Source organism: Acidisoma sp. (assembly GCF_965199065.1).
Classification (GTDB): domain Bacteria; phylum Pseudomonadota; class Alphaproteobacteria; order Acetobacterales; family Acetobacteraceae; genus Acidisoma.
This window is the reverse complement of the sequence record NZ_CBDAQN010000002.1, coordinates 70,698-95,802: the sequence shown is the minus strand read 5'-3', so window position 1 is coordinate 95,802 and position 25,105 is coordinate 70,698. Positions and strand designations below refer to the sequence as shown.

At 65.8% G+C, this 25,105-nt stretch carries 22 protein-coding genes; 10 read left to right on the top strand and 12 right to left on the bottom strand.

The window, feature by feature from the left end:
- Nucleotides 1-5: 5 nt before the first annotated feature.
- The 9 genes from gspD to ACOEQ1_RS08020 form a co-directional block, all read right to left on the bottom strand.
- Nucleotides 6-2,348: a type II secretion system secretin GspD gene (gene gspD / locus ACOEQ1_RS08060; protein WP_419758751.1), complete on the bottom strand. Its 2,343-nt coding sequence runs from the start codon at nucleotides 2,346-2,348 to the stop codon at nucleotides 6-8.
- Nucleotides 2,345-3,025 (bottom strand): hypothetical protein, encoded by a 681-nt coding sequence (locus ACOEQ1_RS08055; protein ID WP_419758750.1) that lies wholly within the window; start codon nucleotides 3,023-3,025, stop codon nucleotides 2,345-2,347. The genes gspD and ACOEQ1_RS08055 overlap by 4 nt, the downstream gene beginning before the upstream one ends.
- Complete coding sequence (gene gspM / locus ACOEQ1_RS08050; protein WP_419758749.1) at nucleotides 3,022-3,597, bottom strand: type II secretion system protein GspM; 576 nt, start codon at nucleotides 3,595-3,597, stop codon at nucleotides 3,022-3,024. Before gspM ends, ACOEQ1_RS08055 begins: the two co-directional genes overlap by 4 nt.
- Before the next feature lie 18 nt (nucleotides 3,598-3,615).
- Nucleotides 3,616-4,668: a PilN domain-containing protein gene (locus ACOEQ1_RS08045; RefSeq protein ID WP_419758748.1), complete on the bottom strand. Its 1,053-nt coding sequence runs from the start codon at nucleotides 4,666-4,668 to the stop codon at nucleotides 3,616-3,618.
- 124 nt (nucleotides 4,669-4,792) lie between these two features.
- Nucleotides 4,793-5,392, bottom strand: coding sequence for a prepilin-type N-terminal cleavage/methylation domain-containing protein (locus ACOEQ1_RS08040; RefSeq protein ID WP_419758747.1), 600 nt, complete (start codon nucleotides 5,390-5,392; stop codon nucleotides 4,793-4,795).
- Nucleotides 5,389-5,814 carry a type IV pilus modification PilV family protein gene (locus ACOEQ1_RS08035; RefSeq protein ID WP_419758746.1) on the bottom strand — a complete coding sequence of 142 codons (426 nt, stop codon included), beginning with the start codon at nucleotides 5,812-5,814 and terminating at the stop codon, nucleotides 5,389-5,391. Before ACOEQ1_RS08035 ends, ACOEQ1_RS08040 begins: the two co-directional genes overlap by 4 nt.
- The gene (locus tag ACOEQ1_RS08030; RefSeq protein WP_419758745.1) at nucleotides 5,804-6,262 is read right to left on the bottom strand and encodes a GspH/FimT family pseudopilin; all 459 of its coding nucleotides are present in this window, start codon (nucleotides 6,260-6,262) and stop codon (nucleotides 5,804-5,806) included. The genes ACOEQ1_RS08035 and ACOEQ1_RS08030 overlap by 11 nt, the downstream gene beginning before the upstream one ends.
- A complete protein-coding gene (locus ACOEQ1_RS08025) occupies nucleotides 6,252-7,469 on the bottom strand; it encodes a type II secretion system F family protein (RefSeq protein WP_419758744.1) in 1,218 nt (405 codons plus the stop codon). The genes ACOEQ1_RS08030 and ACOEQ1_RS08025 overlap by 11 nt, the downstream gene beginning before the upstream one ends.
- 4 nt (nucleotides 7,470-7,473) lie before the next feature.
- Nucleotides 7,474-9,234 (bottom strand): GspE/PulE family protein, encoded by a 1,761-nt coding sequence (locus ACOEQ1_RS08020; protein ID WP_419758743.1) that lies wholly within the window; start codon nucleotides 9,232-9,234, stop codon nucleotides 7,474-7,476.
- 150 nt (nucleotides 9,235-9,384) lie between these two features.
- On the opposite strand from ACOEQ1_RS08020, the gene ACOEQ1_RS08015 reads away from it, so the two are divergent.
- Entirely contained in the window at nucleotides 9,385-10,098 is a 714-nt protein-coding gene (locus ACOEQ1_RS08015; RefSeq protein WP_419758742.1) for a prepilin peptidase, read from the top strand.
- Here the strand turns inward: ACOEQ1_RS08015 and ACOEQ1_RS08010 are convergent.
- On the bottom strand, nucleotides 10,095-11,369 hold the full coding sequence (locus ACOEQ1_RS08010) for a penicillin-binding protein activator (RefSeq protein WP_419758741.1): 1,275 nt from the start codon (nucleotides 11,367-11,369) through the stop codon (nucleotides 10,095-10,097). The two genes, ACOEQ1_RS08015 and ACOEQ1_RS08010, sit on opposite strands and share 4 nt — an antisense overlap.
- A 226-nt stretch (nucleotides 11,370-11,595) precedes the next feature.
- Entirely contained in the window at nucleotides 11,596-12,471 is an 876-nt protein-coding gene (locus tag ACOEQ1_RS08005) for an SDR family NAD(P)-dependent oxidoreductase (RefSeq protein ID WP_419758740.1), read from the bottom strand.
- A 515-nt stretch (nucleotides 12,472-12,986) separates the two neighbouring features.
- Here ACOEQ1_RS08005 and ACOEQ1_RS08000 point away from each other — a divergent pair.
- The 6 genes from ACOEQ1_RS08000 to ACOEQ1_RS07975 all read left to right on the top strand — a co-directional run bounded on the left by ACOEQ1_RS08000 (nucleotide 12,987) and on the right by ACOEQ1_RS07975 (nucleotide 18,393).
- Nucleotides 12,987-14,264: a replication protein RepA gene (locus tag ACOEQ1_RS08000; protein ID WP_419758739.1), complete on the top strand. Its 1,278-nt coding sequence runs from the start codon at nucleotides 12,987-12,989 to the stop codon at nucleotides 14,262-14,264.
- A gap of 17 nt (nucleotides 14,265-14,281) precedes the next feature.
- Nucleotides 14,282-15,478 (top strand): AAA family ATPase, encoded by a 1,197-nt coding sequence (locus tag ACOEQ1_RS07995; RefSeq protein WP_419758738.1) that lies wholly within the window; start codon nucleotides 14,282-14,284, stop codon nucleotides 15,476-15,478.
- A gap of 83 nt (nucleotides 15,479-15,561) precedes the next feature.
- Complete coding sequence (locus tag ACOEQ1_RS07990; protein WP_419758737.1) at nucleotides 15,562-16,641, top strand: ParB/RepB/Spo0J family partition protein; 1,080 nt, start codon at nucleotides 15,562-15,564, stop codon at nucleotides 16,639-16,641.
- Entirely contained in the window at nucleotides 16,638-17,636 is a 999-nt protein-coding gene (locus ACOEQ1_RS07985) for an alpha/beta fold hydrolase (protein WP_419758736.1), read from the top strand. Before ACOEQ1_RS07990 ends, ACOEQ1_RS07985 begins: the two co-directional genes overlap by 4 nt.
- A 27-nt stretch (nucleotides 17,637-17,663) precedes the next feature.
- Complete coding sequence (locus ACOEQ1_RS07980; protein WP_419758735.1) at nucleotides 17,664-17,963, top strand: hypothetical protein; 300 nt, start codon at nucleotides 17,664-17,666, stop codon at nucleotides 17,961-17,963.
- 22 nt (nucleotides 17,964-17,985) lie between these two features.
- Nucleotides 17,986-18,393 (top strand): MFS transporter, encoded by a 408-nt coding sequence (locus tag ACOEQ1_RS07975; RefSeq protein ID WP_419758734.1) that lies wholly within the window; start codon nucleotides 17,986-17,988, stop codon nucleotides 18,391-18,393.
- Here ACOEQ1_RS07975 and ACOEQ1_RS07970 read toward each other — a convergent pair.
- Nucleotides 18,376-19,014, bottom strand: coding sequence for a TetR/AcrR family transcriptional regulator (locus tag ACOEQ1_RS07970; RefSeq protein WP_419758779.1), 639 nt, complete (start codon nucleotides 19,012-19,014; stop codon nucleotides 18,376-18,378). The genes ACOEQ1_RS07975 and ACOEQ1_RS07970 overlap by 18 nt on opposite strands.
- 175 nt (nucleotides 19,015-19,189) lie before the next feature.
- On the opposite strand from ACOEQ1_RS07970, the gene ACOEQ1_RS07965 reads away from it, so the two are divergent.
- From ACOEQ1_RS07965 to ACOEQ1_RS07955, 3 genes are read left to right on the top strand one after another with little or no spacing between them, the layout of a single operon-like run.
- Nucleotides 19,190-20,749 (top strand): efflux transporter outer membrane subunit, encoded by a 1,560-nt coding sequence (locus tag ACOEQ1_RS07965; protein WP_419758733.1) that lies wholly within the window; start codon nucleotides 19,190-19,192, stop codon nucleotides 20,747-20,749.
- 33 nt (nucleotides 20,750-20,782) lie between these two features.
- Nucleotides 20,783-21,916: an efflux RND transporter periplasmic adaptor subunit gene (locus tag ACOEQ1_RS07960; RefSeq protein WP_419758732.1), complete on the top strand. Its 1,134-nt coding sequence runs from the start codon at nucleotides 20,783-20,785 to the stop codon at nucleotides 21,914-21,916.
- 9 nt (nucleotides 21,917-21,925) lie between these two features.
- On the top strand, nucleotides 21,926-25,018 hold the full coding sequence (locus ACOEQ1_RS07955) for an efflux RND transporter permease subunit (protein ID WP_419758731.1): 3,093 nt from the start codon (nucleotides 21,926-21,928) through the stop codon (nucleotides 25,016-25,018).
- Nucleotides 25,019-25,105: the final 87 nt, after the last annotated feature.

The following is a 25,105-nucleotide window of genomic DNA, read 5'->3' as shown; positions in this document are numbered from 1 at the left end:
CAGTATTACTGATCCAGCCGGAGTTGCCGGCGCACGACCGAATTCGGATCATCCGACCCGGGTGATTGCAGGCTGTTCAGTTCACCCGGAACAGTGGCCGCGTCCTGCAGCTGCGACTGCAGATCCGCCGTCAGCGCGCGCGCGTCGTTCTCATCGTACTGCACGTGCGGCGTGATGAGGATGAGCAGCTCGTCCCGCGTGCGAGTGTTGTTCTGCGTGCCTGCGAGCAGGCCGATCAGCGGGATGTCCTTCAGAAACGGAATGCCGGAGTTCGTCTTGGTGAGATTATCGGTAATCAGCCCCGCCAAGCCGACCGTCTGCCCATCCTGCACCGTCACGCGCGAGGAGACGTCCTGCTCCGAGAAGGTTGGCGACGAGATGCCGGTGGTCGACGTGCTGACCGAGGTGTCGACTGCGCTCACCTGCTGTGAGATGTCGAGCGTGACACGGCCGCCCTCGCTGATCCGGGGCGTCACGCTCATGATGACGCCCGTCGGCTGATAGTTGATGTTGTTGATGACCGCCGAGTTGGCCACGGTGCTTTGCGAACTCGACGCGAGGTATGGCACCAGCTGGCCCACCTGCAGCCGGGCAGTCTCTCCGTCCAGCACCATCAGCTCCGGTGAGGACAGCACCTTCACCGTCGTCACCGCCTGCAATGCCTGCAGCGCGATCGGCGCGCCGCCGGCCCCGTTGCCGCTGAGGACGAACCCGGGGAAAGCCGTTGACAAGACAGTGGAGCTTGGCGTGCCCAAGGGGGTCGCGGCGGCCGTGTTGTTCAGAATGCCGTTAATGCCCCCGGACCTGAAGAAGAATTGCGTGCCGTATTGCAGCGCACTGTTGAGCGTGACCTCGGCGATGGTCGCGTCGATACGCACCTGCAGCGGCAGGATATCGATCTTGCGCAGCATGGCGTCGATGCGCTCTTCCTCGTCCTGCGTCGCGTAGATCATCACCGAGTTGTTGTGGTCGTCCGGGATGATGCGGAGGGCGTCGGCGTCGCTGGCGCCACCCGCGCCGCCGCCGCTGGCGCTTAGACCGCCCAGAAGAGGATTGGCCGCGGTCTGGCTCGGCGCGGCGCTCTGCCCCGAGGACGAACCGCCGGTTGCCGCCGGCTCCGAGTTGCCGCCGCCCAATATGCCGCCGGACGTGCCGTTGATGGCGGTGCCGGTGCCGATGCCCCCACCGACGGCGGTCTGGCTGCTGCCCCCTGCGCCCGCGCCGGCACTCGTTCCGGTGCCGATGCCGGGGGTGCCGGCGCCCCCGGTGGCGGACGTGCCGCTCTGCTGGCTCGTCGTGGTGCTGCTCGGGGTCGCGGTCACGTTGTCCGGGGTGAAGGCCTCCTGGAGCAGGTAGGCCGCATCCTCCGCCTTCGCATCCTTGAGGTAGTACACGTTCCAGCTACGCACGGTCGCGCGTTGCTTCCGCTCGAGCAGATCGTACACGCGCCGGGCCGCGTCGATGTATTCAGGCTGGGAGGCGATGACGAGCACCGCCCCGGCACGTTCCATCGGCACCACGCGCACCAGGTTCGTCAGCCCCCCACCCTGAGCACGGAAAGCCGTCTGCAACTCGGTCGCGAAGTCGGCCGCGCCGCCCTGTGGCGATGGGAGCAGCGCGTAGGATTGTCCGGCCAGGAGGTTCGTGTCGAAGGCCTGCGCGAGGGCCACGAGCGCGTCCCGCGCATCCGGATCGCCGGCGATGACGAGACTGTTGCTACCGGGGTCGACGGCGATCCGTGCCGACTGTCCTGCGAAAGGCTGCAACACCTTGGCGAGGTCGGTCGCCGAGACGTAGCGGAGAGGCACAAGCTGGGCGCCTGACGTTCCGCCTCCGCTCGCAAGGCCGGCACTGCTCGCGCTCCCGCTTCCCGGGGCCGCGGCGGGAAGCACCCGGTAGAGACCGTCGGTATCGACGAGGGTAGCGCCGGTTTCGGACAGCAGGGCCTCCAGGGTCGGCAGCAGCTGCGAGCGCGCCAGCGGCGTCACCGTATGCAGCGTCGCCGTGCCGTGGACGGCCGGGTCGATGGTGTAGTTGACCTTCAGGATCGAGCCGAGGATCTGCGCGACGACCTCGCGGATGTCGGTGTCCGCGAAATCGAGCGAGACATCCCCGGCGCCCGCGCCTTGCTGTGCGGGAAGCGAGACCGTGCCCGAGGAACCGTACGATAACAACGGCTGCTGCAGCGCTTTCGGACTGCCGATCGGCCCGCTGACGCGATAATCCGGATGATTGGTATCGGGCACAAGTTGCGGCGCGAGCGCCCGCGGCGGACCTTCGGTCGGCGCGCAACCCGCACCCGTTCCCGCTACGGCCAGTGCGAGGGCCAAGGGAAACAGACGCTTCATGGCGAAACTCCGGGAGAAGCAATAGATGGCAAAGTGTTGGTCGCGCCCCCACCCGGAGGCGGCGAGGCATCGGGCTGGGCCGCCAGACCCAACGGACGGCCGCTAAGTCCTGGGATGGAGGCAAAAGGCGAGGTGCCGTGCGGCGTTGGCACGGGCGGCTGGTCGACCGTGACGGAAAGTGGGCGCGGAGCGGTAGGGACAAGTGAGCCCGAGGCTGTTCCGGCGGCGAAGGACGGGCGGATAATGCGAGCCCCCGCGGCATCGACGACGACGATCGCGCCGGCATCGATCGACTTGATCAGCACGCCGTTGAGGCGGCTGCCCGCGCTCACCACGATCGGCTGCGACTTCCCGGGCGCCGCAAAAATGGCCTCGCGCTGCTGCGGCATGATGATGATGCCGGTGAGCCGCGGGAAGCCCGGGCCGCTGTCGCCCGGGCCGGCAGCAGCCGCGGGTGGCCGACGCGAGGGCACGAAGAGCGGCCGGGCGAGGATTGCCTCGACCCAGGACTGAACCTGCCGCGCGTCGCCGCCATGGGGAACGACCGGGCCGGCCCGCACCAGATCCTCTGCCGGCGGAACGGATCGCCTCACGTTCTGAGGCTTCGCTTCGATTGCAATGACTCCGCCCAGCACGACCGCCAGACAGGCGAGCATCAGAATGGCCAGCCTGGTCAAGGCGCGCTTCCCGGACGGAAGGCGATCACTGTGAAATTGGCCCCGATCGCGATGCCGTCGGGACGGTTGAGGTCCGGCGAGGCGTCTAGATCGAGATCGTCGATCAGCATTCTCGGGTTTGAAACCTCCAGCTTCTGCAGCAAACCGACCAGGACCGGCAAAGCGGCGGAGCACGTCACCCGTAGGCTGATGCGCCGATAGCCGCCTTGCTGCTGCGCGGGCAAGGTCTCGATGCTGCTGAACCGGATGCCCGCGGCCGTCGCCAGGTCCTGCATCCGCTGCTGCAGGCGTGCGCCCGCGACGGCATCGCTCGGCGCCTCGAGAGCGATGTCGCGGCCGGCGGGTGCAGCCGCGCGCAGCGCCTCGGCCTGCCGCATGAGGTCGGGGATGGTCTGGGCGATCCGGGCCATCCGCGCCGCGACCATCCGGCGATCTTCGAGACCCTGCGACCGCGCCTCGTACCAGGACATCAGGGGGCCCACGATCGCGACCCAGAGCACAGCAAGCCCGGCGATCGTCAGTCCGACCGCGAGCAATTGGCCGCGTCGGCCGCTAGGGAGGGTTTCGCTCATGGCCGACGGATTAGCAGCTTAAGGTGCCAACTCGGCGTTGATCGAGAACAAGCTGCCCTTGCCTGTCGGGGCTGCGGTGACCGGCGCGGAGAAGCTGGGGCTGGCGATCATCGGGTCGGCGGACATGGCGGCAATCAACCCGGCCGGATCGGTGGACTGGCCGGTCAGGCTGAGATTGCGCTGCGACAGGCTGAACGCGGTAAGGAAGGTGTTGTCGGGCATTACCTCGGTAACGGCGGCCAAGGCCTGAACGGCATCGCCGATCCGGACCTCGGCGGCCGCGATCACATCGGCTCCCGCAGCCTGCCCCAAGATGCGACGTCGAAGCATGACGGCTTCCGAGACACGGGGCTGAAGCTGCGCGATCTCACGTTCCGTGTGCTGGATGCGTGCCTGCTGGAACACGAAGGGCAAGACGCCGGCAACGATCGCCAGCACAGCGCAGACGGCGGCGAGGACACGGACGACGCCGCGCTGCAGCGTTTCCCCCGCGCGAGCGTCCGTCTGCAATGGCAGGTGGCGGAGCGACCCGTCCTCGGCGGCCACCTCAAGCCGGCGCGGAGAGAGCCCAGCAGCAGCCAGAACCCTGAGGCCGCTTAGAACGGACGCACGCGGAACCAGAGAGAGCCGCACGAAGAGGCGACCGCGCTCTCGGTCGCGGCGCTCGGCCTCCCAGGTCCAGAAGATGTCCTCGGCGGTAAAGGGCGTCACGCGGTCGATCTCGTAGCGCAGCACCTCGGCGGCGTCGTGTTCGGCCGCGAGCGGTATGGCGAAGCGATGCTCCAGCAGCGCGCCGGGCCACAGGCGCAGCAGAATATCGAGGCTTCGGCCCTTCACCCGGCGTGCGCGGCGGATGGCGGCGATCCCACTGTCATCGGTCCGGAAGCGTCCGAGCGGCGTCTCCTTCCCACGGAGGCGGCGGATCAGGGCGAAGGGAATCGACCCCGTCTCGTCCCGCTCCGTCGGCAGATCGATGACCAGGGCGTTGCTCCATCGGTTGGTCGCAGTCAGTTGCGGCGGAAGCAGATCCAGCCATTGCCTCGCCCACCAGGTCACGAATTCCTTCAGCATCAGCGTCCGCTGTGAACCTTCTTAATCCCTGAACGTGTATCTCTCTTCTCTGGCCAATGCTGGCAAGGAGTTTAGCTGACTACGGCTTGGCTGCCCCGACAGATGCAAAGGCGGCCGGATGCCGTCAGGGCCGGCTGCGTTGCGGAGCGGCAACGATATCGGGCCAGTCGATCCCTGTGCCGTGCTGAAAGGTGAGGCTGATGCGGATAAGCGCCGGAACCTCGGGGCTGTTCCACGTGGCCAGCCAGTGCGGCGGCCCCGCGTGCGCCCAGTAGCTTATGGTGATGTGATCGACCTGCGGGAGAAGCACGGTGTCGACTGGGGGCGTGGGTGGCCCGGCGGGCTTCGCGTGCCGATATGGCGCCCATCGCAGAATTAGCCGATGGTCGTGATCGACGAGGATGCGGATCTCGGCTTCCCGCGATCCGAGCGCCGCAGCGGCCCCCTCCGGCAGCTCCGAGGTGAACTCCACGCTCCGCGCATTGCCGGCGATCTCGGGCGCGTCGTGGCGATTGCCGGGGTCGATCTGTTCGATGAGGCCGCGCAGCGTCCGGTCCACCGCATCCAGATTGGCGGCACGATCGATGGTGGCCGCCTGGTGCTGGAAGGCGAGGACACCGAAGCGCAATCCCTGGGACAGCCCGAGAATGATCAGGGCGAGGACGACCAGCGAGACCAGCACTTCCAGAAGGGTGAAGCCCGCCGCGGACTTGCCGGACCTCATGGACGCGCCGCGGGTGCCGGACCGATGCGCTCGGTCGTCAGCTCCACCTGCCGGTGGCCGCCGTCCTTCGTCCAGCCGATGACGACGGTGACGGCGAATAGCGACACCCGCGTGGCGGTCGTGGAACCGGCCAGGGGGCTGGCGTTCCGCAGGGCGGTCGTGGAGAGGGGTTGCACGGTGACACGCCAGGTGAAGCCCTGCCCGTCGTCCCCCTGCTGCGTCCCCGCGACCAGCGGCGCGCCGATGCCGGCGACGGCGAGGTGCGACCGCGCGCGCGACACCGCCTCGGCATAATCCAGCGACAGCCGCGCCGAGCGCATCCCGGTGACAGCGCCTGAGAACAGCGCGCCCAGAGCGAGCCCCGCGATCACCAGCGCGACGAGCACCTCGAGCAGGGTGAAGCCCCGAGCCTCACGCCGCATTCGTGACGCTCACCCGGCCGGTCAGCCAGTCCACGACGACCGCCACGGCGTTGACGCCCGCCACCAGAACCACGCGCCCGCCGGAGGAACTGCCGTCGGGCGCGAAGGTGATGGCGCTCAGCGGCCGCGGCTTGCCGCCCGTCTCCGTCGTCATGGCAACGGCGACTTCCGGCGGGAGGAGAGGCCCGGCGACTCCGTTCGTCTCGTACCGCCGGCCGGCGGGGTTCAGGGTGAAGCGCGTCAGCCGGTCTGTCGCGATGGCCTCCGACCGGGCGAGGCGCAGCTGCTGGGCGATGTCCCCGGCGGTCGCGCGGAGATCGAAGCCCGTGCTGCGGGCAGGCCCACGCGACACGATCAGCGCGATGGTCAGCCCCAGAATGACCAGGACCACCAGCACCTCGATGAGCGTGAAACCCGCCGTCCGGGCGCGGGGCGTCTCAGCCGGCAAGGTTGTTCAGGCTGAGCATGGCGAGGATCAGCGAGGACACGATCCCGGCGACCGCCGCGCCCATCAGAATGGTGATGGCGGGCACCAGCAGCGACACCAGCCGCTGAATGCCGAGCCGTGTCTCCTCCTCGTGGATCTCGGCGGCGCGCAGCGCCATCTGGCCCAGCTGCGCCGTTTCCTCGCCGAGGCGCAGCAGATAGATCATGCGGACCGGGAAGATGCCGGCCTCGGATAGAGGGCGCGACAGGCCGCTGCCGCTCTTGGCGCTGACCGTCGCGGCATCGACGGCGGCGACCGCAGCGCGATTGCCGATCGCCTCCCGCACGATGCCCAAGGCGGCGATCAGCGGCACGCCGTTGAGCATGAGCGTCCCGAAGGTGCGGCTGAACCGCGCCGCCAGCACCTCGCGCGCCAGCCGCCCGAGGATGGGCAGCCGGAGCATCAGACGGTCGAACACCAAGCGGATGCGCGGCTGGCGCAGCGCCTGGACGATCAGCAACGCGCAGACGGCGAGCCCGATGAGGATATAGAGCCCATCGGTCGCCACGACGTGGCCGAGATCGACGAGGAGTTGCGTCGAGGCCGGGAGCTTGGCGCCGTTCTGGGCGAACAGGGGCACGAACTCCGGCAGCACCGAGGTCAGCAGGAACGACACCGAGCCGATCATCGCGATGAACAGCAGCGTCGGATAGACCATGGCCGACCGCACGGAGGACGACAGGCTGCGCTGCCGCTCGAGCACCAGAGCGAGCCGGTCGAGCGTGGTCGCCAGAGTGCCGCCCGCCTCGCCGGCGCGCACCATGCCGACATAGAGGCGGGGAAAGCTGCCACCTTGCTTGCCCATCGCGACGGCCAACGAATCGCCGTCCCGGACCGCGCCGCGCAACTGCTCCACCACCGCGGCCAGTCGGCGGCTTGCGGACGTCTCGACGAGGAAGCGCAGCGCGCGGTCGAGATCCTGCCCCGCCGCCAGCATGATGGAAAGTTCCCGGGTGAAGTTGGCGAGGTCCTTGGCGCCGAGCCCGCTGCGCGTGATCTCGATATTGATGCGCCCAAGGAAGGAGCCGCCAGTGTCGGGTTCGGTGCGGACCGGCAGATGGCCGTCCCGTCGCAGGCGCTGCACGACCGCCGCCTCGTTCGCGGCCTCCATGACGCCGCGCGCCATCTTGCCCGCCGGGTCGATCGCGACATAGCGGAAGGCGGGCATGAGGTCAGGCCTCGCCGCGCAAGGTCCGCACCACCTCTTCCAGCGTCGTGGTGCCGGCGAGCGCCGCCGCGATCCCAGCCTCGAACATGGTCACCATGCCGCCCTCGACGGCCGCCCGCTCGATGTCCGACTGCTCAGCGCGGCTGAAGATGAGGCGCTCGATGCGCTCGTCGGGCAGTAGGAACTCGGCGACGGCCTGACGGCCTCGGTAGCCGGTCTCGCGGCAGTGCGGGCAGCCGACCGGACGATAGAGGGTGATCGGGCCGCCCTCGCAGCGCCGCTCGAGGTCGAAGCGCCGGACGAGTTCGGGGGCGGCGGCGACGGGCAGGCGGCAATCGGGGCAGAGCCGGCGCACCAGCCTCTGGGCGAGCACGCCGCGCAGGACGGCGGTGATGAGGTAATCCTCCAGCCCCATGTCGCGCAGCCGGGTGATGCTGGAGGCGGCGGAGTTGGTGTGCAGCGTCGACAGCACGAGACGCCCGGTGAGAGCGCCGTTGACCGCGATCTGCGCCGTCTCGAGGTCGCGGATTTCGCCGATCATGACGACGTTCGGGTCCTGGCGGAGGATCGACCGGAGCACATGAGCGAAGGTCAGGCCGATCTGCGGCTTGATCTGGGTCTGGGTGATGCCGGGGATCTGATACTCGATCGGGTCCTCGACGGTCATGATCTTCCGCATGGTCGAGTTGATCTGGATGATGCCGGTGTAGAGCGTCGTCGTCTTGCCGCTGCCGGTCGGCCCGGTGACGAGCACGATGCCGTTCGGCAGATGCAGCGCGCTGTTCAGCCGCCCGACGACCGCCGGGGCAAGCCCCAGTTTGTCGTAGTCGAGCGAGACCGTCCCGCGGTCGAGAATACGCAGCACCACCGTCTCGCCGTGCAGCGACGGAATGGTGGAGACGCGGAAGTCGATATCCTGCCCGCGCACGGGGAGCTTGATGCGGCCGTCCTGAGGGAGCCGTCGCTCAGCAATATCGAGCCTTGCCATGATCTTGACCCGGGAAATGATGGCCGGGATGAGGCGTGCGGGCTGCGAATCCACCTCATGCAGGACGCCGTCATGCCGGTAGCGGATGCGGAGGCGATCCTCGAAGGGTTCGAGGTGGATATCGGAGGCCTGGGCTTCGACGGCCCGGGAGATGATCTGGGCGACGAGGCGAATGACCGGCGCCTCACTTGCCAGATCCTTCAGCCGCTCGGCATCCTCCTCGGAGCCTTCGGCCTCAGCATCGGCTGCCGCGGTCTCATCAGCGGCATCGGGGTAAAGCCGCTCGAACGCGGCCTCCAGATCGATCGGGACGGCGACCTCCATCGCGACCGTGTGTCCGGTGGCGGAGGCAATGGCCGCCGGAGTGAAGCGGTCGAGAGGGTCGGCGACCGCGATGACCAGCCGTCCTGCTTCTATCGCAACCGGCAAGGCCCGTGCGTGGCGCAGGAAGCGCGCGGTCAACCGCTCGGGAAGGATGGGCTCGGCCGGAAAACGGGAGGGGGCGGCCACCGGCAGGTCCAGCAGCTCGGCATAGGCTGAAGCGAGGCCGCGCTCCGTCAGCAGGCCAAGCTGGATGAGAACGCCGTCGACACGCTGGCCGGACTCGTCGGCGATCCGTCGCGCGCGGTCGAGGCCCCGGTCGTCGCAGAGCCCGCGCGCGATCATGATGCCAGCCAACCGGTCGAGCCTGTCGTCCCGGTCGCGCGGCAGGGACGGCGGTGGCGCCTCGTTGGCGCCAGCCGCCGCGGATCTCCATGGCAGTCTTATCGCGACCATCTTGGTGTCCTAAACATCGTCCCGTAGGCCATCTTCGGCGTCTCACGAGTGGCAGACCAATCGCAAGCGCGTCGTCTTAAACGGATCAGAGAAGAATTTGGAGGCAGCGGCCTGACCACCACCCTGCCCGTCTGGCTTTTTGCGCTCATCGTGTCGCCTGTCATCGGCAGCTTTCTCGGGGTCCTCATCCGGCGCTTGCCTGCGGGCGCGCCCGTCATGCTCGACCGGTCCCGCTGCGAGACGTGCCGCCGGCCTCTCGGTGCCGCAGAATTAGTGCCTATCGCAAGCTACCTCATGCTGCGGGGCCGATGCCGCAAGTGCGGCGCGCAAATCGCTCCGTTCCACATCGCCATCGAACTTGCGGCGCTCGCGGTGGCCGCGATCGCCGCCGCTGTGCTGCCCGACCCCACCACGCTCTGCTGCGGCTGCGCGCTTGGCTGGACGCTGCTGGCGCTGGCGTGGATCGACTGCGAGGCGTTCATCCTGCCGGACGCCCTCACCTTGCCGCTCGTGCTGGCGGGGTTGGCGGCAACCTTCTGGCTGGAACCTGAGACGCTCACGGCCCATGCGGCGGCGGCGGCGCTGGGCTACCTGCTCTTCCGTGGCGTCTCCTGGTCCTATCGGCGGCTCCGCGGCCGGGATGGGCTTGGCGAAGGCGATGCCAAGCTGATGGCGGCAGCGGGCGCCTGGGTCGGCGTCACCGCACTCTCCGGCGTGTTGCTCGGCGGCGCGCTGCTGACCCTGGCCGTGGCTCTGGTGGACGCCGTGCGGCGTGGCGAAGGGGTGCGCGCGACCACGCGCCTGCCATTCGGCCCAGGCCTTTGCGCCGCATTGTGGATCGTCTGGCTGCTGGCGTTTCGCTAAAGGAGCGGCGCCGGGAGAGCTGCGGGTGCCGGCCGGACGATCTGCGAGCCATCCGCCTGGACCCGAAACACGGCGAGCCCACGACGGACAGAACCGTCCGGCTGCAGCGCCAGCACGCCATCCGCCCCGCTGAAGCCCGCTGGATTTGTCAGCGCCGTGAGATCGAGGCCGCCGGCCTCCGTCGCTGTCCGGGCAATGGCGCCGGCGTCGAAGGCAACGGCGGCCAAGGCTGGCGGCGTGCTTCCGAACTGCAGCGTATAGCGCGAGACGAAATCCGCGGCCGCGGCCGGATCGGGGGCGGCATAAAGGGCACCGCCGAGACCGGCCGCTGCGACCGCCGCAGGATAAGCGGCCCACAAACCTGGGCCAAGGACGAGAACCGGACCCGGGTTTACATCATAATAGGCGAGGAGGCTCGCGAGTTCCTCCAGCCCCCGTCCGGTTTCGGCAATCACCAGCGCGTTGAAGGGTGGCGGCGGCACCGGCTGCCGCGCGAGGCGGGAGGCCTCGGCCGAGGCTGCCGCTGTGTGCTCCCCCCGCAACTCCTTGATCTGCGCGTCGACCGGGCCGCGGCGCGTTTCGTAGTTCGACAGACTGCGCGTCGCCGCGTTCATCGAGGCGAAGTCGCCGTAGAACTGTATCCGCGCGTCGGGCTCCTCCGTCCGGAGGGCCTGAGCCATGGCCTCGCCTAACGGCGTCAGCGGCAGCAGGCCGGCGATCTCGCCGTGGCCGCTCGCCTTGGCGGCGCGCACTAATGCCTGGACCTGCTCCAAGGGCGTGATCCCCAAGGTCCAGATGCCGGGCCGCGCCGCCGCGCCATCCGAGGTGAAGGCGAGCACGTCGACATGGGAGGCGGTCATGGTAAGGGCGACGGCGCTAGTCTCTACATCGGTCAATGGTCCGAGGATGAGGCCCGCGCCTTGGGCGACCGCCGCAGTCGCAGCAGCATTGGCACCTGCCGGCGTGCTGCCGGTGTCGAACACCTCAAGGGGCGGCACCGTCCCGGTCCCGAGACCAAGCTTGGCGGCGTTCACTAGAGCCAGGGCCACTGCGGCATCCGGGCCGGTGAGCGGCGCGAGCAGTGCAACTCCACGCCCGGCTGGCGGAGGCAGTGACGCCGTGTTCCCAAAGGTCATAGTGGCCGTGCCCATCCGCCCGGGGCCCATTAACGGCGCGTTGCAGCCACTCAGGCCCGCGAGCGCCCCGTAGAGCAAAAGCCGCCTGAGGCTGAGGTCAGGAAGCTTCCAGCAGCCGAGCGACAAGGCCGACATCAATCAAGAAACCCTCAGGAAACCATCACTTCCGGCTCCGCGAACTAACCGGCCCTTGGCTATAGGGCGCGGCTTGATACAGGTCGAGATCCTCTTCGTCCTACTGGCTCGATCCTACCTGAGCGCCGGATGATCCTCGGCGGCAGTCATTAAGGCAGCACGAGCTCACGGTATTGACGCTTCCCAAAATGGGTTTTTTGAGAAGTTCCATGCGCCGGATGCACGTCTACGCGGTGACGTTCGCGCTGTCCCCGGCCGTCACCGCGTAGGTGCCGCCACTGACCATCCGGGCTTCGTCGGACGCTAGGAATACGACCATGGGCGCCACGTCCTCGGGCTCGATCCAAGGCATGCCGAGGGGTGATTTGGCGGCAAGCCCGGATCGTGCCGCCCCCTCATCCTTCGCCACGTCACCCGTGGGTTCCTTGCCCGCCGTTTCCAGCGCCTGAGCATAGCGATCCTCGTGTCGCGTGAGCGGCGTATCGATGAGTCCGGGAATGAGAGCGTTCACGGTGATCCTGTGAGCGCCAAGCTCCATCGCCGCCGACTTCATCAAGCCGATGATCCCCCACTTGGAGGCCGAATAAGCGGAGCCATTCTTGGTCCCGTGCTGACCTTGCGTCGAGGAAGTCACGATGATCCGCCCGCCGCCCCGCTCGACCAACAACGGCGCGAAGGCGCGGATCGCGTTCATCGTTCCGGTCAGGTTGATGTCGATCTGGTCGTGCCAATCGGCGTCCTCCATCTCAAGAATAGGCTTGAACGCCTGAATGCCGCCATTGGCGAACAGGATATCCACACCGCCCAGTTCAGATTTCGCGGCGGCCGCGGCCGCGCGCAGTTCGGGAAGGTTCCGCTGATCGACCGTCAGCGACATCCACCGGCCGCCTGCCTGCTGAACGAGCCGGCCAGTCTCCGAGAGGTCGCTCGCGCTCGCAGGGGCGAAGTCGACATGGGTGCTTGCCGGCCCGGCGATGTCGATGCCTACGATGGAGGCGCCGGCGCGGGCGAGAGCCACGGCGGCCGCACGGCCAATCCCTCGGGCGGCACCTGTGACGACGGCGACCTTGCCGGACAGACGGAACGCACCTGTATCACTCATCGTTTTTCTCCTTCAGAAGGAGCGCGATTTGATGTCGCGCATGGAATCTCAGATGGGCCGTCGATCGACACGCGCCGTTGCTCTCGCCCGGTTGTGACCGGCCGAGTGGTCCGAACGGGACCGGCCGATGATAATGGTACGGCCTCCTCAAGCGCTCAGACTTGTGCGGCGCGTGCGACCAGATCGTCCTCCATCGCGATGATAAAGGTACGGGCTGGAAGCACCGATGCCTCCGGTACGAAGATGCGATGGCGAACGTACGCCACGCCCGAGTCGGACCGATGAACTAGGTACGGCAAGTAAGCTGTTGCCGATGAAAGAAGTACCAATCCTAAGAAGCTTCCTAAGAAGCCCTCAGAGGGTCCTGGGTAGAAACATGGTCGTCTGACACCAAAGCATTTGCACATCTGAGGTCGAAAGCGCCGCATTTGTGAAAACTGATTGGTCTTCCGCGAGGGTTGTGCTAGCGGAGGCACGGAAAGCATTGCGGAGTCGGATGTGGCGCGGTGGCATCGATGACGAGTGGCAAACGCCCTTTGGGTCAACAGGTCCACGCGGTTCTTGTCGGCGAGGGCCAGGGAGCTGCAAGGCTTCATGCCAATCAACTTGGCCAGCCCGATCTCTTCGAACGTGTTCAGGCAGTTGCGCTCGAAGAACCCACCCCGAGTTTCCTGCATTCGGCCCTGTGCGCCATGTCCCTGCCCGTTCGAAAGCCGGCGGATGATAAGGCCTCGATCATCCGCCAGGACGGCCAATACACGCTCGCGATCACGCCGAGGCCGGTCCTGCAGCGGATCGATGGCCAGCAGCGCATGGCAATCCTCGGTGTCCCCTACGGGTCTCTCCCCCGCCTTGTCCTGATCCACATCATGACCGAGGCGGTCCGCACCCGATCTCGTCATATCGTTCTTGGCACGTCCTTCACGGACTGGATGCGGCGCATGGGTTTCCGGTCGATCAGCTACGGGCCGCGAGGATCGGCCACCCTCATTCGCGAGCAGCTAGACCGGCTGCTCGCCTGCGAATGGATGATCCGGTGGGACAGCGAGGCGGCCGCAGGCAACCGCGAGTTCGCGGTCAAGGAGGTCAAGCTCACCAATGACTATGCGGGCCGCGACGACAAGCGTGGCGCCTTCTCCCGAGAGATCATCCTCACAGAGGGTTTTTTCGACCATCTGCGGGATCATGCCGTCCCTCTCGACGAGAACGCGATCCGGCAGCTGCGGGATTCCGCGACCGCGCTCGACCTCTACACCTGGCTTGCGTACCGCCTGCCCCGCATCGCCAAGGCTCGCCCATCGCTGCTCAGCTGGTCGCAATTGGCGGTGCACTTCGGCAACGACGGCAACAATATCCGCAAGTTCCGCCAGACGATCAGGGATGCCTGGGAGCGTCATGTCTCGGCGGTTTATCCCGAGGCGCGGGCAGAGTTCGACACCACCGCGATTCGTCTGTTCGCCTCCCCTGCCCCGCTCCAGCGCCGGCCGCTGCGGCTGGTGAGTGTTGCCCCCAAGCCCGATGTGCCCTCTCCGGCACCCGCGACCCCGCGAAGCCTTCTCGAGACATTCAAGGAGGCCATCGGCGAGACGCTGGCGCGCGCCTGGCTCTCCGACGCGACCTTTGAAAGCCGTCAGGCAGGTGACGAGAACAGCAGCCTCATCGTCGGTTCGCGCTTCAAGGCCGACTACATCCGGCAGAATTTCGGCCCGCAGCTCGAACGGGCCGCACGGGATTGCGGTCTTGAGCGCGCACCGGTCGTCATCGCGCGCGTCCGAACGACCCCGCAAGCATGAAAGCGGGCAGGGAGGTTATGGACGGTATCGATCCCGCAAGCCTGGTCGAGTCTCTCTACAACCGGTCGATCGACGTTGTCAGCAAGCTGCGGGCCCGCGGCGACGTGACCGATGAGACGGGCGAAACCGGCATCAGGCGCTCGCCCAGGTTCTCGATCACGCGTGCCGCCGATCTTGTGGGCCGAACCGGCGCGGCCATCCGTGAGGCGGAGAAGGACGGGCGGCTGCCGGGCGTCGCACGCACAAATACAGGCCGTCGCATCGGCTACACGCTCGATGAAGTCAACGAGATGCGCCGCGTCTTCTCCACGCGTCCGTGGCGGGATCCGTCCGACCCCGTCTCCATCATCGCGGTGCAGAACTTCAAGGGCGGCGTGGGCAAATCGACGGTTTCCGTCCACCTGGCGCAATACCTCGCGACCCGCGGCTATCGCGTGTGCCTGATCGACTGCGATAGCCAGGGCTCCTCCACCGCCATGCTGGGCTACATCCCGGACCTCGACATCGCCGAGGAAGATACGCTCTATCCCTTCATCCGGAACGCCGAGATGTCGAGCCTCGCCTATGCGGTGCGGGAGACCCACTGGGACGGGCTGTATCTCATTCCCGCCAATCTCCGGCTCTACTCGGCCGAGTACGAGTTGGCGGCCAGGATCGCGCGTAGCGACGGGTTGCTTCTGAACCGGCTTTCGGAGGGCATCGCCTCGATCTCCGAACATTTCGACGTGGTGATCCTCGATCCGCCGCCGGCGCTCGGCACCGTGTCGCTGTCGGTCATGCGAGCGGCCAATGCGCTGCTCATCCCGGTGCCGCCGACCGTCGTCGATTTCACCTCCACGACCAGCTTTCTGGCCATGCTCCATGAGAGCATCGGAGTGCTGGGCGAGCGCGGCCTGCCGATCGACCTCCGCTGGATCCGCTTTCTGGCTACGCGGGCCGACGAACAGAAGTCCATGCAGCGCGAGCTGCTTCAGCTCATGAAGAACCTGTTCGGGGAGAACATGCTGCGCTCGGTGCTGCGCGATAGTGCAGAGATCGACAACGCTTCGGCGCGGATGATGTCGGTCTACGAACTCGACCAGCCGGTCACCTCGCGCGAGACCTATCAACGCTGCCTGAACTACCTCAACGCGGTGAACGCCGAGATCGAGACGCAGATCAGACTGACCTGGCCTAGTCACCTGCCGCGGTTGCGGGCTGAAGGCGTGCTTTAGGGCGCCCACGGGCACCTTTGGAAAATTCGTCGAGTTGCAGGTCTGCAACTTTGGGCTAAAGCGCTGATAAAAGGAGAGTTTCCGTGGCACTTGGAAACAAGGGTTTCGCCGGACTCGTCATCGGTGGTGGGGAAGGGGCGCCGGAAACGCGGCGTCCCCCGCGGACCGGCTTCCTCGGCGCCCGTGAAAATCGATTGGCCGAACTGTCGTCGGGCGCGATGATGACGCGCGTTCATGAAGCGGTTGATCCTGACACATGCCGGATCTGGCAAGGACACAACCGCGATTATGAGGCGCTGAACGAGCAGGCCTGTTCCGACCTGATCGACAGCTTGCGCGCCCAGGGGCGTCAGGAGGTACCGGCGATCGTGCGTCGTGTCACCGGCGACCCGAAGATCCGCTTCGAGGTCATCTGTGGAGCCCGACGCCATTGGAGCGTCAGCTGGCTGCGCAGGCATCACTTCCCGGATTTCAAGTTCATCGTCGAACCCCGGGAACTCACCGACGAGGAGGCGTTCTGCCTCGCGGACCTGGAGAACCGATCGCGCAAGGATTTGTCCGATTATGAACGGGCGACCGACTACGCGCGCGCGGTCGAGCGCTATTACGACGGCAGCCAGCAGCGGATGGCCGAGCGCCTGCAGGTCACCAAAAGCTGGCTGAGCCGCTATCTGGAGCTTGCGAAGCTGCCGCCGGAGGTGCTGGCGTGCTTCGGTTCGCCGCACGTCATCGGCATCACGCATGCGGCAAGCCTGGCGCCGAGGCTGAGCCATCCGCGCGACCGGGCGCAGCTTATGGAAGCAGCGGCTGAACTTGCCGCGGAGCAGATGGCGCGGAAGGAGCGGGGCGGGACGCCACTGGCGCCAGCGCAGGTCGTCTCCCGGCTGCTCGCGGCCAAGCCTGACCCGCTGGCGAAGGCGCCACCCGCGGAGAAGATCGTCGATGAGGAGGGACGCGTGATCCTGACAGCCCGGTGGGACAGCAGGAGTGGCCTGCTCGTGGCAATTCCGAAGACGCGCTTGAAGGACGCGGCCATCGTCGGCATGGCTCTCGACCGTTACCTCAGCGGCCTCGGTGCAACCGATGATAAACGTACGGAGGACGTGCGAACACCCAAGCCGCGCCCGGGCAAGAGGGTCCAGAAGGCCGGTGGTCCGCGATGATGTGGCCGACCGAGGCCGGTGCCTTCGACCTGGGAGACGTGGATCTGGAATCTGGCCGAACGCTGCCGGAGGCGACGATCAGCTGGAAGACGCATGGGGTGCTGTCACCTGCGCGCGACAACGTCGTGCTGTATCCGACGAGCTATTCCGCCCAGCATCCTGACCTTGAATGGCTTATCGGCCCGGAGGGCGTGCTGGACCCTGACCGGTGGTTCATCGTCATCCCAAACATGTTCGGGAACGGTCTGTCGTCGAGCCCATCCAACACCGCCGCCTGGCCAGGTCTGGTCACGCCCTTCGACAACGTCCGGGCGCAGCGCCGCATGCTTGCCGAGGTTTGGGGGATCGAGCACCTCCACGCGGTGTACGGCTGGTCGATGGGCGCGCAGCAGGCTTACCACTGGGCCGCGCGTTTCCCCGGCCAGGTTTCCCGCGCCATCATCTGTTGCGGAAGCGCCCGCACGGCGATCCATAACAGCGTCTTCCTGAAATCGCTCATGGCGGTTCTGGAGGCGGCGCCTGAATACATCGGCGAGGGCCGGTTTTCCTCCGAGCCACGCGCGGCGATCCGCGCCTTCGGCCGCAGCTACGCCGCTTGGGCGCTCAGCCAGGACTTCTACCGGGCAGATTTGCACCTCAGCGCCCTTGGCGCTCCCGATCTTGATACGTTCCTGCGAACCGACTGGGAGGAGCGCTATGCCCGCCGCCATGCTTCCGACCTCTATGCGCAGCTGAAAACTTGGGATGCCAACGACATCAGCGGGGGCGGCGACCTCGCGGCGGCGCTCGCCGCCATCGAGGCCCGCGTGCTGCTGATGCCGGGCGAGACCGACCTCTATTTCCGCGTCGCCGACAATGCGGCCGAGTTGCCGCACCTCAAGCATGCGGAGTTGCGCCCGATCCCCAGCATCTGGGGCCATCGCGCCGGCAACCCCTCTGCCAATCCGGCCGACGCGGCCTTCCTGCGCGCAGCCGTCAGGGCTTGGCTCGACTGACATCGACCAAACGGCGCTTTGCCACAGATGATAAAGGTACGCCTGACACGGAACCATCTTTGTCAGGATGCCGCGGCCGCCGATGAACAACAGGTCGGGTTGAGCAGCAGGTTCGTCGAACCCTTTGGCCTGTCGCAGATCCTTCCGAGGCCTCTGAGCGAAGTTCCGCATGGCGGCGGCCTGATGCTGAAGTTTACTACGCCCGCCGATCCCCGCGACGCCGAGATACGTTTCAAGGTCAGCCCTTCTTCTGTGGGCCCGGTTCATCTCTCAGTGCGGCTTGGCGACGGCGAGAGCCTGCACTGGACCCAATTCGTTCTGACATGACAACGTACTTTGGGGACTGCCCATGAGTGTCGTGTTGCGGGCTGCTGTCGCCTACTGGGTGTTGCTGCTGGGCGTCCGGCTCATTGGTCGCCGGACGGCAAGCCAGATGGCGGCCTGGATGGTGATCTTCTTCTTCTCATCCACCGCCGCGAGCTCCGCCTACCTCACGACGAGTGAAATCTTTCCGCTCGAGACCCGGGCACTTGCTTTGGCGGTTTTCTACGCCATCGGCACTGCTCTGGGCGGGATCGTGGCGCCACTGCTCTTCGGCGTGCTGATCGCCACCGGCCACGAGTGGTCGGTGAGCATCGGCTACATCATCGCGGCGGCATTGATGTTGATCGCGGCGGGCGTCGAGGCGAAGCTCGGGATCGATGCCGAGGGCAAGTCTCTGGAAAGTATCGCCGAGCCGCTATCGAGCAGCAGCTAGCCTCTTCGACTTCAGAGAGGGACTGACCGGGCGTTCGGGAAGCGCTGGCTCCAGCGCGCAAGCCGTGCCGGCCAGGAACATCGCGACCCCTTGCCGGATGCGCCGTTCGAGCAGCGCCTTTGTGGGGGGCGCCCGGAACCCGACTAGCACGCTGAGGTGAAACTCGCCGATCGTCATGCCGAACAGCATTGCCGACATTTCGCTGAGGTCTTTGAAACGGGCGTTTTGCTTCGACGCGACGGCCACAAGGCAGGCTTCCAGCCTCGCCTTCGCCTTCTTGACGCGGCTCTGGTGAAACGCGCGACTGAGGTCCGGGCTGTTCGTGTACTCCGCCATGATCAGGCGGATGATGGCAAGCTGTGCCGGCGACAGTAGGAAGTTCGCCAGAGCAAGCAACTGCTCCACCAGGATGCGCTGCTCGCTCCAATCCGGCTCCGGCTCGGGCACGACAAGCCGCTGCTGATAGTGGTCGAGCAGAGCCATGAACAGCTCGTATTTGGAGTGGATGAGTTGATATACCGTCTTTTTGGACATGCCGGCAGCTTGCGCGACGTCGTCCATGGTCGCCGAATGATAGCCTTTGGCGAGGAAAACCTCTTCCGCCGCCTGGATGAGGACCATCACTTTGACAGCGTCGGCCGCCGCCGGCCGCCGCGCCCCTGCTCCCGGCGATCCTCTGACCGATTTAATCATAACTATCTGATAGAGACCTTTTGGAAACTTACAAGTTTATTCATGGTCTGAGATAGTTCATGTCATGCTTGACGCGTTCTCGAAACCCCGCTACGTGGATTTGATGAAACCAACGGGTTTCCATTACGCTGCGCTCGCTATCGTTTTGCCGCTTGCTGTGAATGCTTGCGCGGTTGGTCCGGATTATCATCAGCCGGGCGCGCCGGCGGTGGCTGGCTATACGCCGGAGCCCTTGCCGGGGACGACACAGACCGCGAATGGTCTGGCGCAGCATTTTATTTCCGGAGCCGATATTGCCGGCGATTGGTGGAGCCTGTTCCACTCGCCGGAACTGACCAGCCTGATTGACGCAGGCCTCGCTCGCAACCCGACGCTCGCGGCCGCGCAACAGACGCTGATCGAAGCAGAGGAGAATGTTCGCGCCGAGCAGGGGTCGTTGTTCCCCACCATTTCCGGCAACTTCCAGGCTGAGCGCACAAAGATCTCGTCGGCGGAGTTCGCGAACGTCGGTGAGACCGGTGCGGCCTCATCGGGCGCCGTGATCGTTCCACCCTTTAACTTGTTCAATGCAAGCGTGAGCGTGTCGTACAGCCCCGACGTGTTCGGCGGCGTTCGCCGGCAGGTGCAGAGTCTGCAGGCGCAGGCGGATTACGAACGCTACGAGCTCGAGGCATCCTATCTCACGCTGACCGACAATATCGTGACGGCGGCGGTCACGGAGGCATCTTACCGCGCCCAGATCGACGCGACGAACCAGATCATCACGGCCGACCGGCAGCAACTGAACATTTTGAATACGCAGGTGGCGCTCGGCGGCGTAGCGCGCGCGAACGTGCTGAACCAGCAGGCGACCGTGCTGAACGAGGAAGCCACGCTGCCGCCGCTGGAACAGCAACTGGCCCAGGCGCGCAATCAACTTGCGGATTATGTCGGCGCCCTTCCGGCAAATTTTCACGCAGCAGACTTCACGCTGAATTCGCTTGATCTGCCGACCGACCTGCCGGTTAGTCTGCCGTCGTCCCTGGTCGATCAGCGGCCCGACATACAGGAGGCGGCGGCGCAGTTGCATGAAGCATCGGCGAATGTCGGCGTCGCGACCGCGAACTTGCTGCCGCAAATCTCCCTGACGCCCGAGGTCGGATACGAGGCGCTGACGACGGCCACGCTGTTCACCCCGGCGAGTTTGTTGTGGAGCCTGGTGGCCGGCGTCACCCAGCCGATTTTCGAGGGCGGGACGCTCCGGGCGAGACGGCTCTCCGCGATCGCTGCCTTGCGAGCGGCCGGCCAGACCTATCAGGCGACGGTGCTGACAGCGTTTCAGAACGTGGCGAACACTCTCCAAAGCCTCCAGTATGATGCGGCGACGCTGCAAGCGGCTGAGCTTGCGGAGCACGCCTCCGGGCGTAGTCTCGCGGTGACGCGCGACCAGTATCAGCTGGGCGGTCAACCGTTCACGGCGGTTCTGACGGCGCAGACGACCTATCAGAACGCGGTGATCTCGCGCGTCAGAGCCCAAGCCGCGCGCCTGAGCGATACCGCTGCTTTGTTCCAGGCGCTCGGCGGCGGCTGGTGGCACCGTCAGGACGTAGCGCCCGCCGCCACGGATTGCTGTGGGCTGTTCGTCCCAATCACCGCACCGAAAACGGCCAGTGAGTCGGAGTAATCCATGGATGCCGTGATCCCGAGGAGGCGACCCATGCGCGTAGTCAGACGTCTCGTCGTCGTCGTGGCGGTTCTGGCGCTTCTGTTCGGGCTCGTCTTCGGGTGGGGGGCGTTGAAGGCGCATTTCATCGGGAAGTTCCTGGCGCAATTGCCGTTCGCGCCGCAGACCGTGTCGAACATCACCGCATCGGAAAGCACCTGGCAATCGTCGATGAGCGCCGTCGGCAGCGTGGTCGCCATCAACGGCGCAAACCTGTCCGCCCAGGTCTCGGGCATCGTCGATACGATAAACTTCGAATCCGGCGATGACGTCGTCGCCGGGCAGACCCTGTTGACGCTGCGCGCCAACAATGACCCGGCCGTGCTCGCGCAACTGCAGGCGACCGCGGCAGTCGACGAGAGCAACTACGACCGCGACCGCAAGCAGTTCCGGGCCGATGCCGTCAGCGCGGCTCAGGTGGATACGGACCGCGCCACCTATCTCGCGGCGCAGGCGCAGGTGCAGGGGCAACTCGCGGAGATGGCGGAGAAGGTGGTGAAGGCGCCGTTCACCGGCACGCTCGGTATTCGTCAGGTCAACCTCGGCCAGTATCTCGCTGCAGGGACCAACATCGTATCTCTGCAGCAGCTCGATCCGCTCTTCGTGGACTTTTATCTGCCTCAGCAGGCGCTCGCGCAGATCCGGACCGGCCAGGCGGTCTCGGCGTCTATCGACGCCTTCCCGGACCGGAAGTTCCCCGGCACGATCAGTGCGATCAACTCCGAGGTCGACACGGCAACCCGTACCGTGCAGGTCCGCGCGAAGATCGCGAACCCGTCGCTGCTCCTCCGGCCGGGCATGTTCGCAACCGTCACCATCGCGGTCGGCTCGCCCGCGACCCTGGTGACGCTGCCGCAGACGGCGATAACCTATAACCCCTATGGCGATACGGTCTATCTGCTGCATAAGGGGACAGATCATGCCGGCAAGCCGGCGTTGATCGCCCAGCAGACGTTCGTGCAGCTCGGCGATACGCGCGGCGACCAGGTGTCGATCCTGAAGGGCGTCTCCCCGGGCGATCTGGTGGTCACCGCCGGACAGCTGAAAATCCACAACGGCTCGACCGTGACAGTCAACAACGCGGTGCCTGTACCAAACTCGCCCAATCCAAACCCGCCGAACGAATAGGCGCCCAACATGCGCGGTTTTACGGATCTCTTTATCCGCCGGCCTGTTCTCTCTCTCGTGGTCAGCGCGCTCATCCTCGTGCTGGGGATGAAATCCCTCAGTAGCCTGCAGATCCTGCAATATCCGAAGACCGAAAACGCCACCATCACCATCACGACCACCTATTCCGGCGCCGATCCTTCGGTGATTGCAGGCTTCATCACGACACCCATCGAAAATGCCGTCTCCCAGGTCAACGGCATCGATTACATGACCTCGACCAGCCAGACGTCGACCAGCACCATCACCATCAACCTGATCCTCAACCATGATCCGGATGAGGCGCTGACCGAGATTTCCGCGAAGGTCAGTTCCATCCTCAACCAGCTTCCCGCAGGCGCTTTGCAGCCGGTGCTCGTGCTTCAGGTCGGGCAGACGCTGGATGCGATGTATCTCGCCTTCCGCAGCAACGTCCTGAGCGGCAACCAGATCACCGATTACGTGACGCGCGTCGTGCAGCCGCGGCTTCAGGCCGTGAGCGGCGTGCAAACGGCCGAAATTCTCGGCGGCCGGAACTTCGCTATGCGCATCTGGCTTGATCCGCAGAAGCTGGCCTCCTACGGCCTGACCTCGACCGCTGTCTACAGCGCGCTGCAGAACAACGACTTTATCGCGGCCCTTGGAAACACAAAGGGGCAGGGAACCCAGATCACGCTGACGGCGTCGACTGGCTTGAGCAGTGCCGCCGAATTCCAAAACCTCATCGTGCGACAGACCAACAACGCCATCATCCGGCTGAAGGATGTCGGCACGGTCGAGCTTGGTGCGGACAACTACGACCAGCACGTCACCTTCGACAACAAGGAGGGCGTGTTCGTCGGCATCCAGGTGGCGCCGAACGCCAACCTGCTGAGCGTCATCGCCCGGATACGCCAAGTCTTTCCCGGCATCGTCGCGAACTTGCCGAGCGGTCTCGAGGGCTCGATCGCCTACGACTCCACCGAGTTCGTCAACGCCTCGATCCATGATGTGCTGTCGGCGTTGATCGAGGCGCTGGTCATCGTCACGCTCGTCGTCTTCGCCTTCCTCGGCTCGCCGCGCTCCGTGTTGATACCGGTCATCGCCATCCCGCTGTCGCTCGTCGGCACCTTCGCGATGATGCAGATCTTCGGCTTCTCCATCAACCTGCTGACCCTGCTGGCGCTCGTTCTGGCCATTGGCCTCGTCGTCGATGACGCAATCATCGTGGTCGAGAACGTCAACCGGCATCTGGACGAGGGTTTGCGGCCTTTCGATGCCGCTTTGCTCGCCGCGCGCGAACTCGGCAGCCCGATCATCGCGATGACGGTCGTTCTGATCTCCGTCTATATCCCGATCGGCTTCCAGACCGGCCTGACGGGCGCACTGTTCACCGAATTTGCCTTCACGCTGGCGGGGGCGGTGACGATCTCCGCGATCGTTGCGCTGACGCTCACGCCGATGCTGAGCGGTCACCTGCTCAAGCCGATCGACCGGAGAAGCCGCGGCCTGGAGAGCCGGCTCGTGGTCTTCATCGACCGCCGTTTCGACAGCCTGCACCGGGCCTACACCCGGCTGCTGGCGAGCAGCCTGAACACGATCTCCGTGACGCTCGTATTCGCCGCGATCATCCTCTGCAGCATCGTGTTCCTGGCGCAGGGCGCCAAGAGCGAGTTGGCGCCGCAGGAGGATGAGGGCGTGGTGATCCTCTTTTCCACCAATGCGCCCAACGCCACCATCTCCGAGTCAACCCGGTACGACGAGTATCTCAACAAGCTGATGCTCAAGCATCCGGAAGTCACGCACACTTTCCAGATCGATGTGCCGGGACAGGACATTCTGGGTGCCGTGCTCAAGCCGTGGGACCAGCGTTCGAAGTCTGCGACAACGCTGCAGACGATCCTGCAGAACGAGGCGGTCCATGAGGATGCGGGTCAGCAGGTCGTCGCTTTCCAGCCGCCATCGCTGCCCGGCTCGCAGGGGCTCCCTGTGCAGTTCGTGGTGAAGACCACGGATGATTTCAGCGTGCTCTATCCTCTTGCCAAGCAGTTGCTGACGGCGGCGCTGAAGACCGGCCGGTTTATCTTTCTGCAAACCGACCTCAAGATCGACCAACCGCAGGCGACCGTATACATCGACCGGTCGAAGGCCGCCGAAATCGGCCTCAACATGGATCAGGTGGGCGCCGCCCTGTCCGAGGCGCTCGGCGGCGGCTACGTCAACTACTTCTCGCTCGACGGCCGGTCTTACAAGGTCATTCCCCAGGTCCAGCGCCACGCCAGGCTGAACGTCTCGGATCTGCTGAATTACCCCATCGCCAGCATCAACGGCATCAACGTGCCGCTCTCCACGATCGCGACCATCAAGACCGAAGTGATCCCGGAGTCGATCGATCATTTTCAGCAGCAGAATTCCGCAACCATCCAGGGCGTGGCCGCTCCCGGCGTCTCGCAGCAGGAGGCGATCGCCACGCTGCAGCAGCTGGCGTCTCAGATTCTGCCGCCATCCTATGCCGTGGATTACGGCGGCCAGATGCGCCAGTTCACCCAGGAGGGAAACGGGTTCATCCTCACCTTCGGCTTCGCCGTCATCATCATCTTTCTGTCGCTCGCAGCCCTGTTCAACTCCTTCCGCGACCCGCTGATCATCCTCGTCTCGGTGCCGATGTCGACCGCGGGCGCGATGATCTTCATCTATCTCGGCTTCGGCGGCCTCTCGCTCAACATCTACACCGAGGTCGGCCTCGTCACGCTGATGGGCCTCGTCTCCAAACATGGCATCCTGATCGTGGAGGTGGCGAACGAGGCGCGTCTGGCCGGCCGGTCGAAATTGGACGCTATCCAATACGCCGCCAACATCCGGCTTCGCCCGATCCTGATGACGACAGCGGCAATGGTGCTTGGCGTGTTGCCGCTGATCCTCGCCACCGGCGCAGGCGCTGCATCCCGCATCAACATGGGCGTTGTAATCGCAAGCGGCCTCGCCATCGGCACGCTGTTCACGCTGTTCGTGGTGCCGGCGGTCTACATGGTCCTCTCGGGCGTCAAGACGGTCCCTGCCGTCGGCCAGGAGAGGCGTGCGCTCGCGACGATCCCACGGGACTAGGGTAGCGCGCTCCACGCGCTTCTGAGCGGCGTTAAACCGGGATCATTGTCAAGCCTCCTTCGCGCATATAAGGGCGATGGGTAGGGT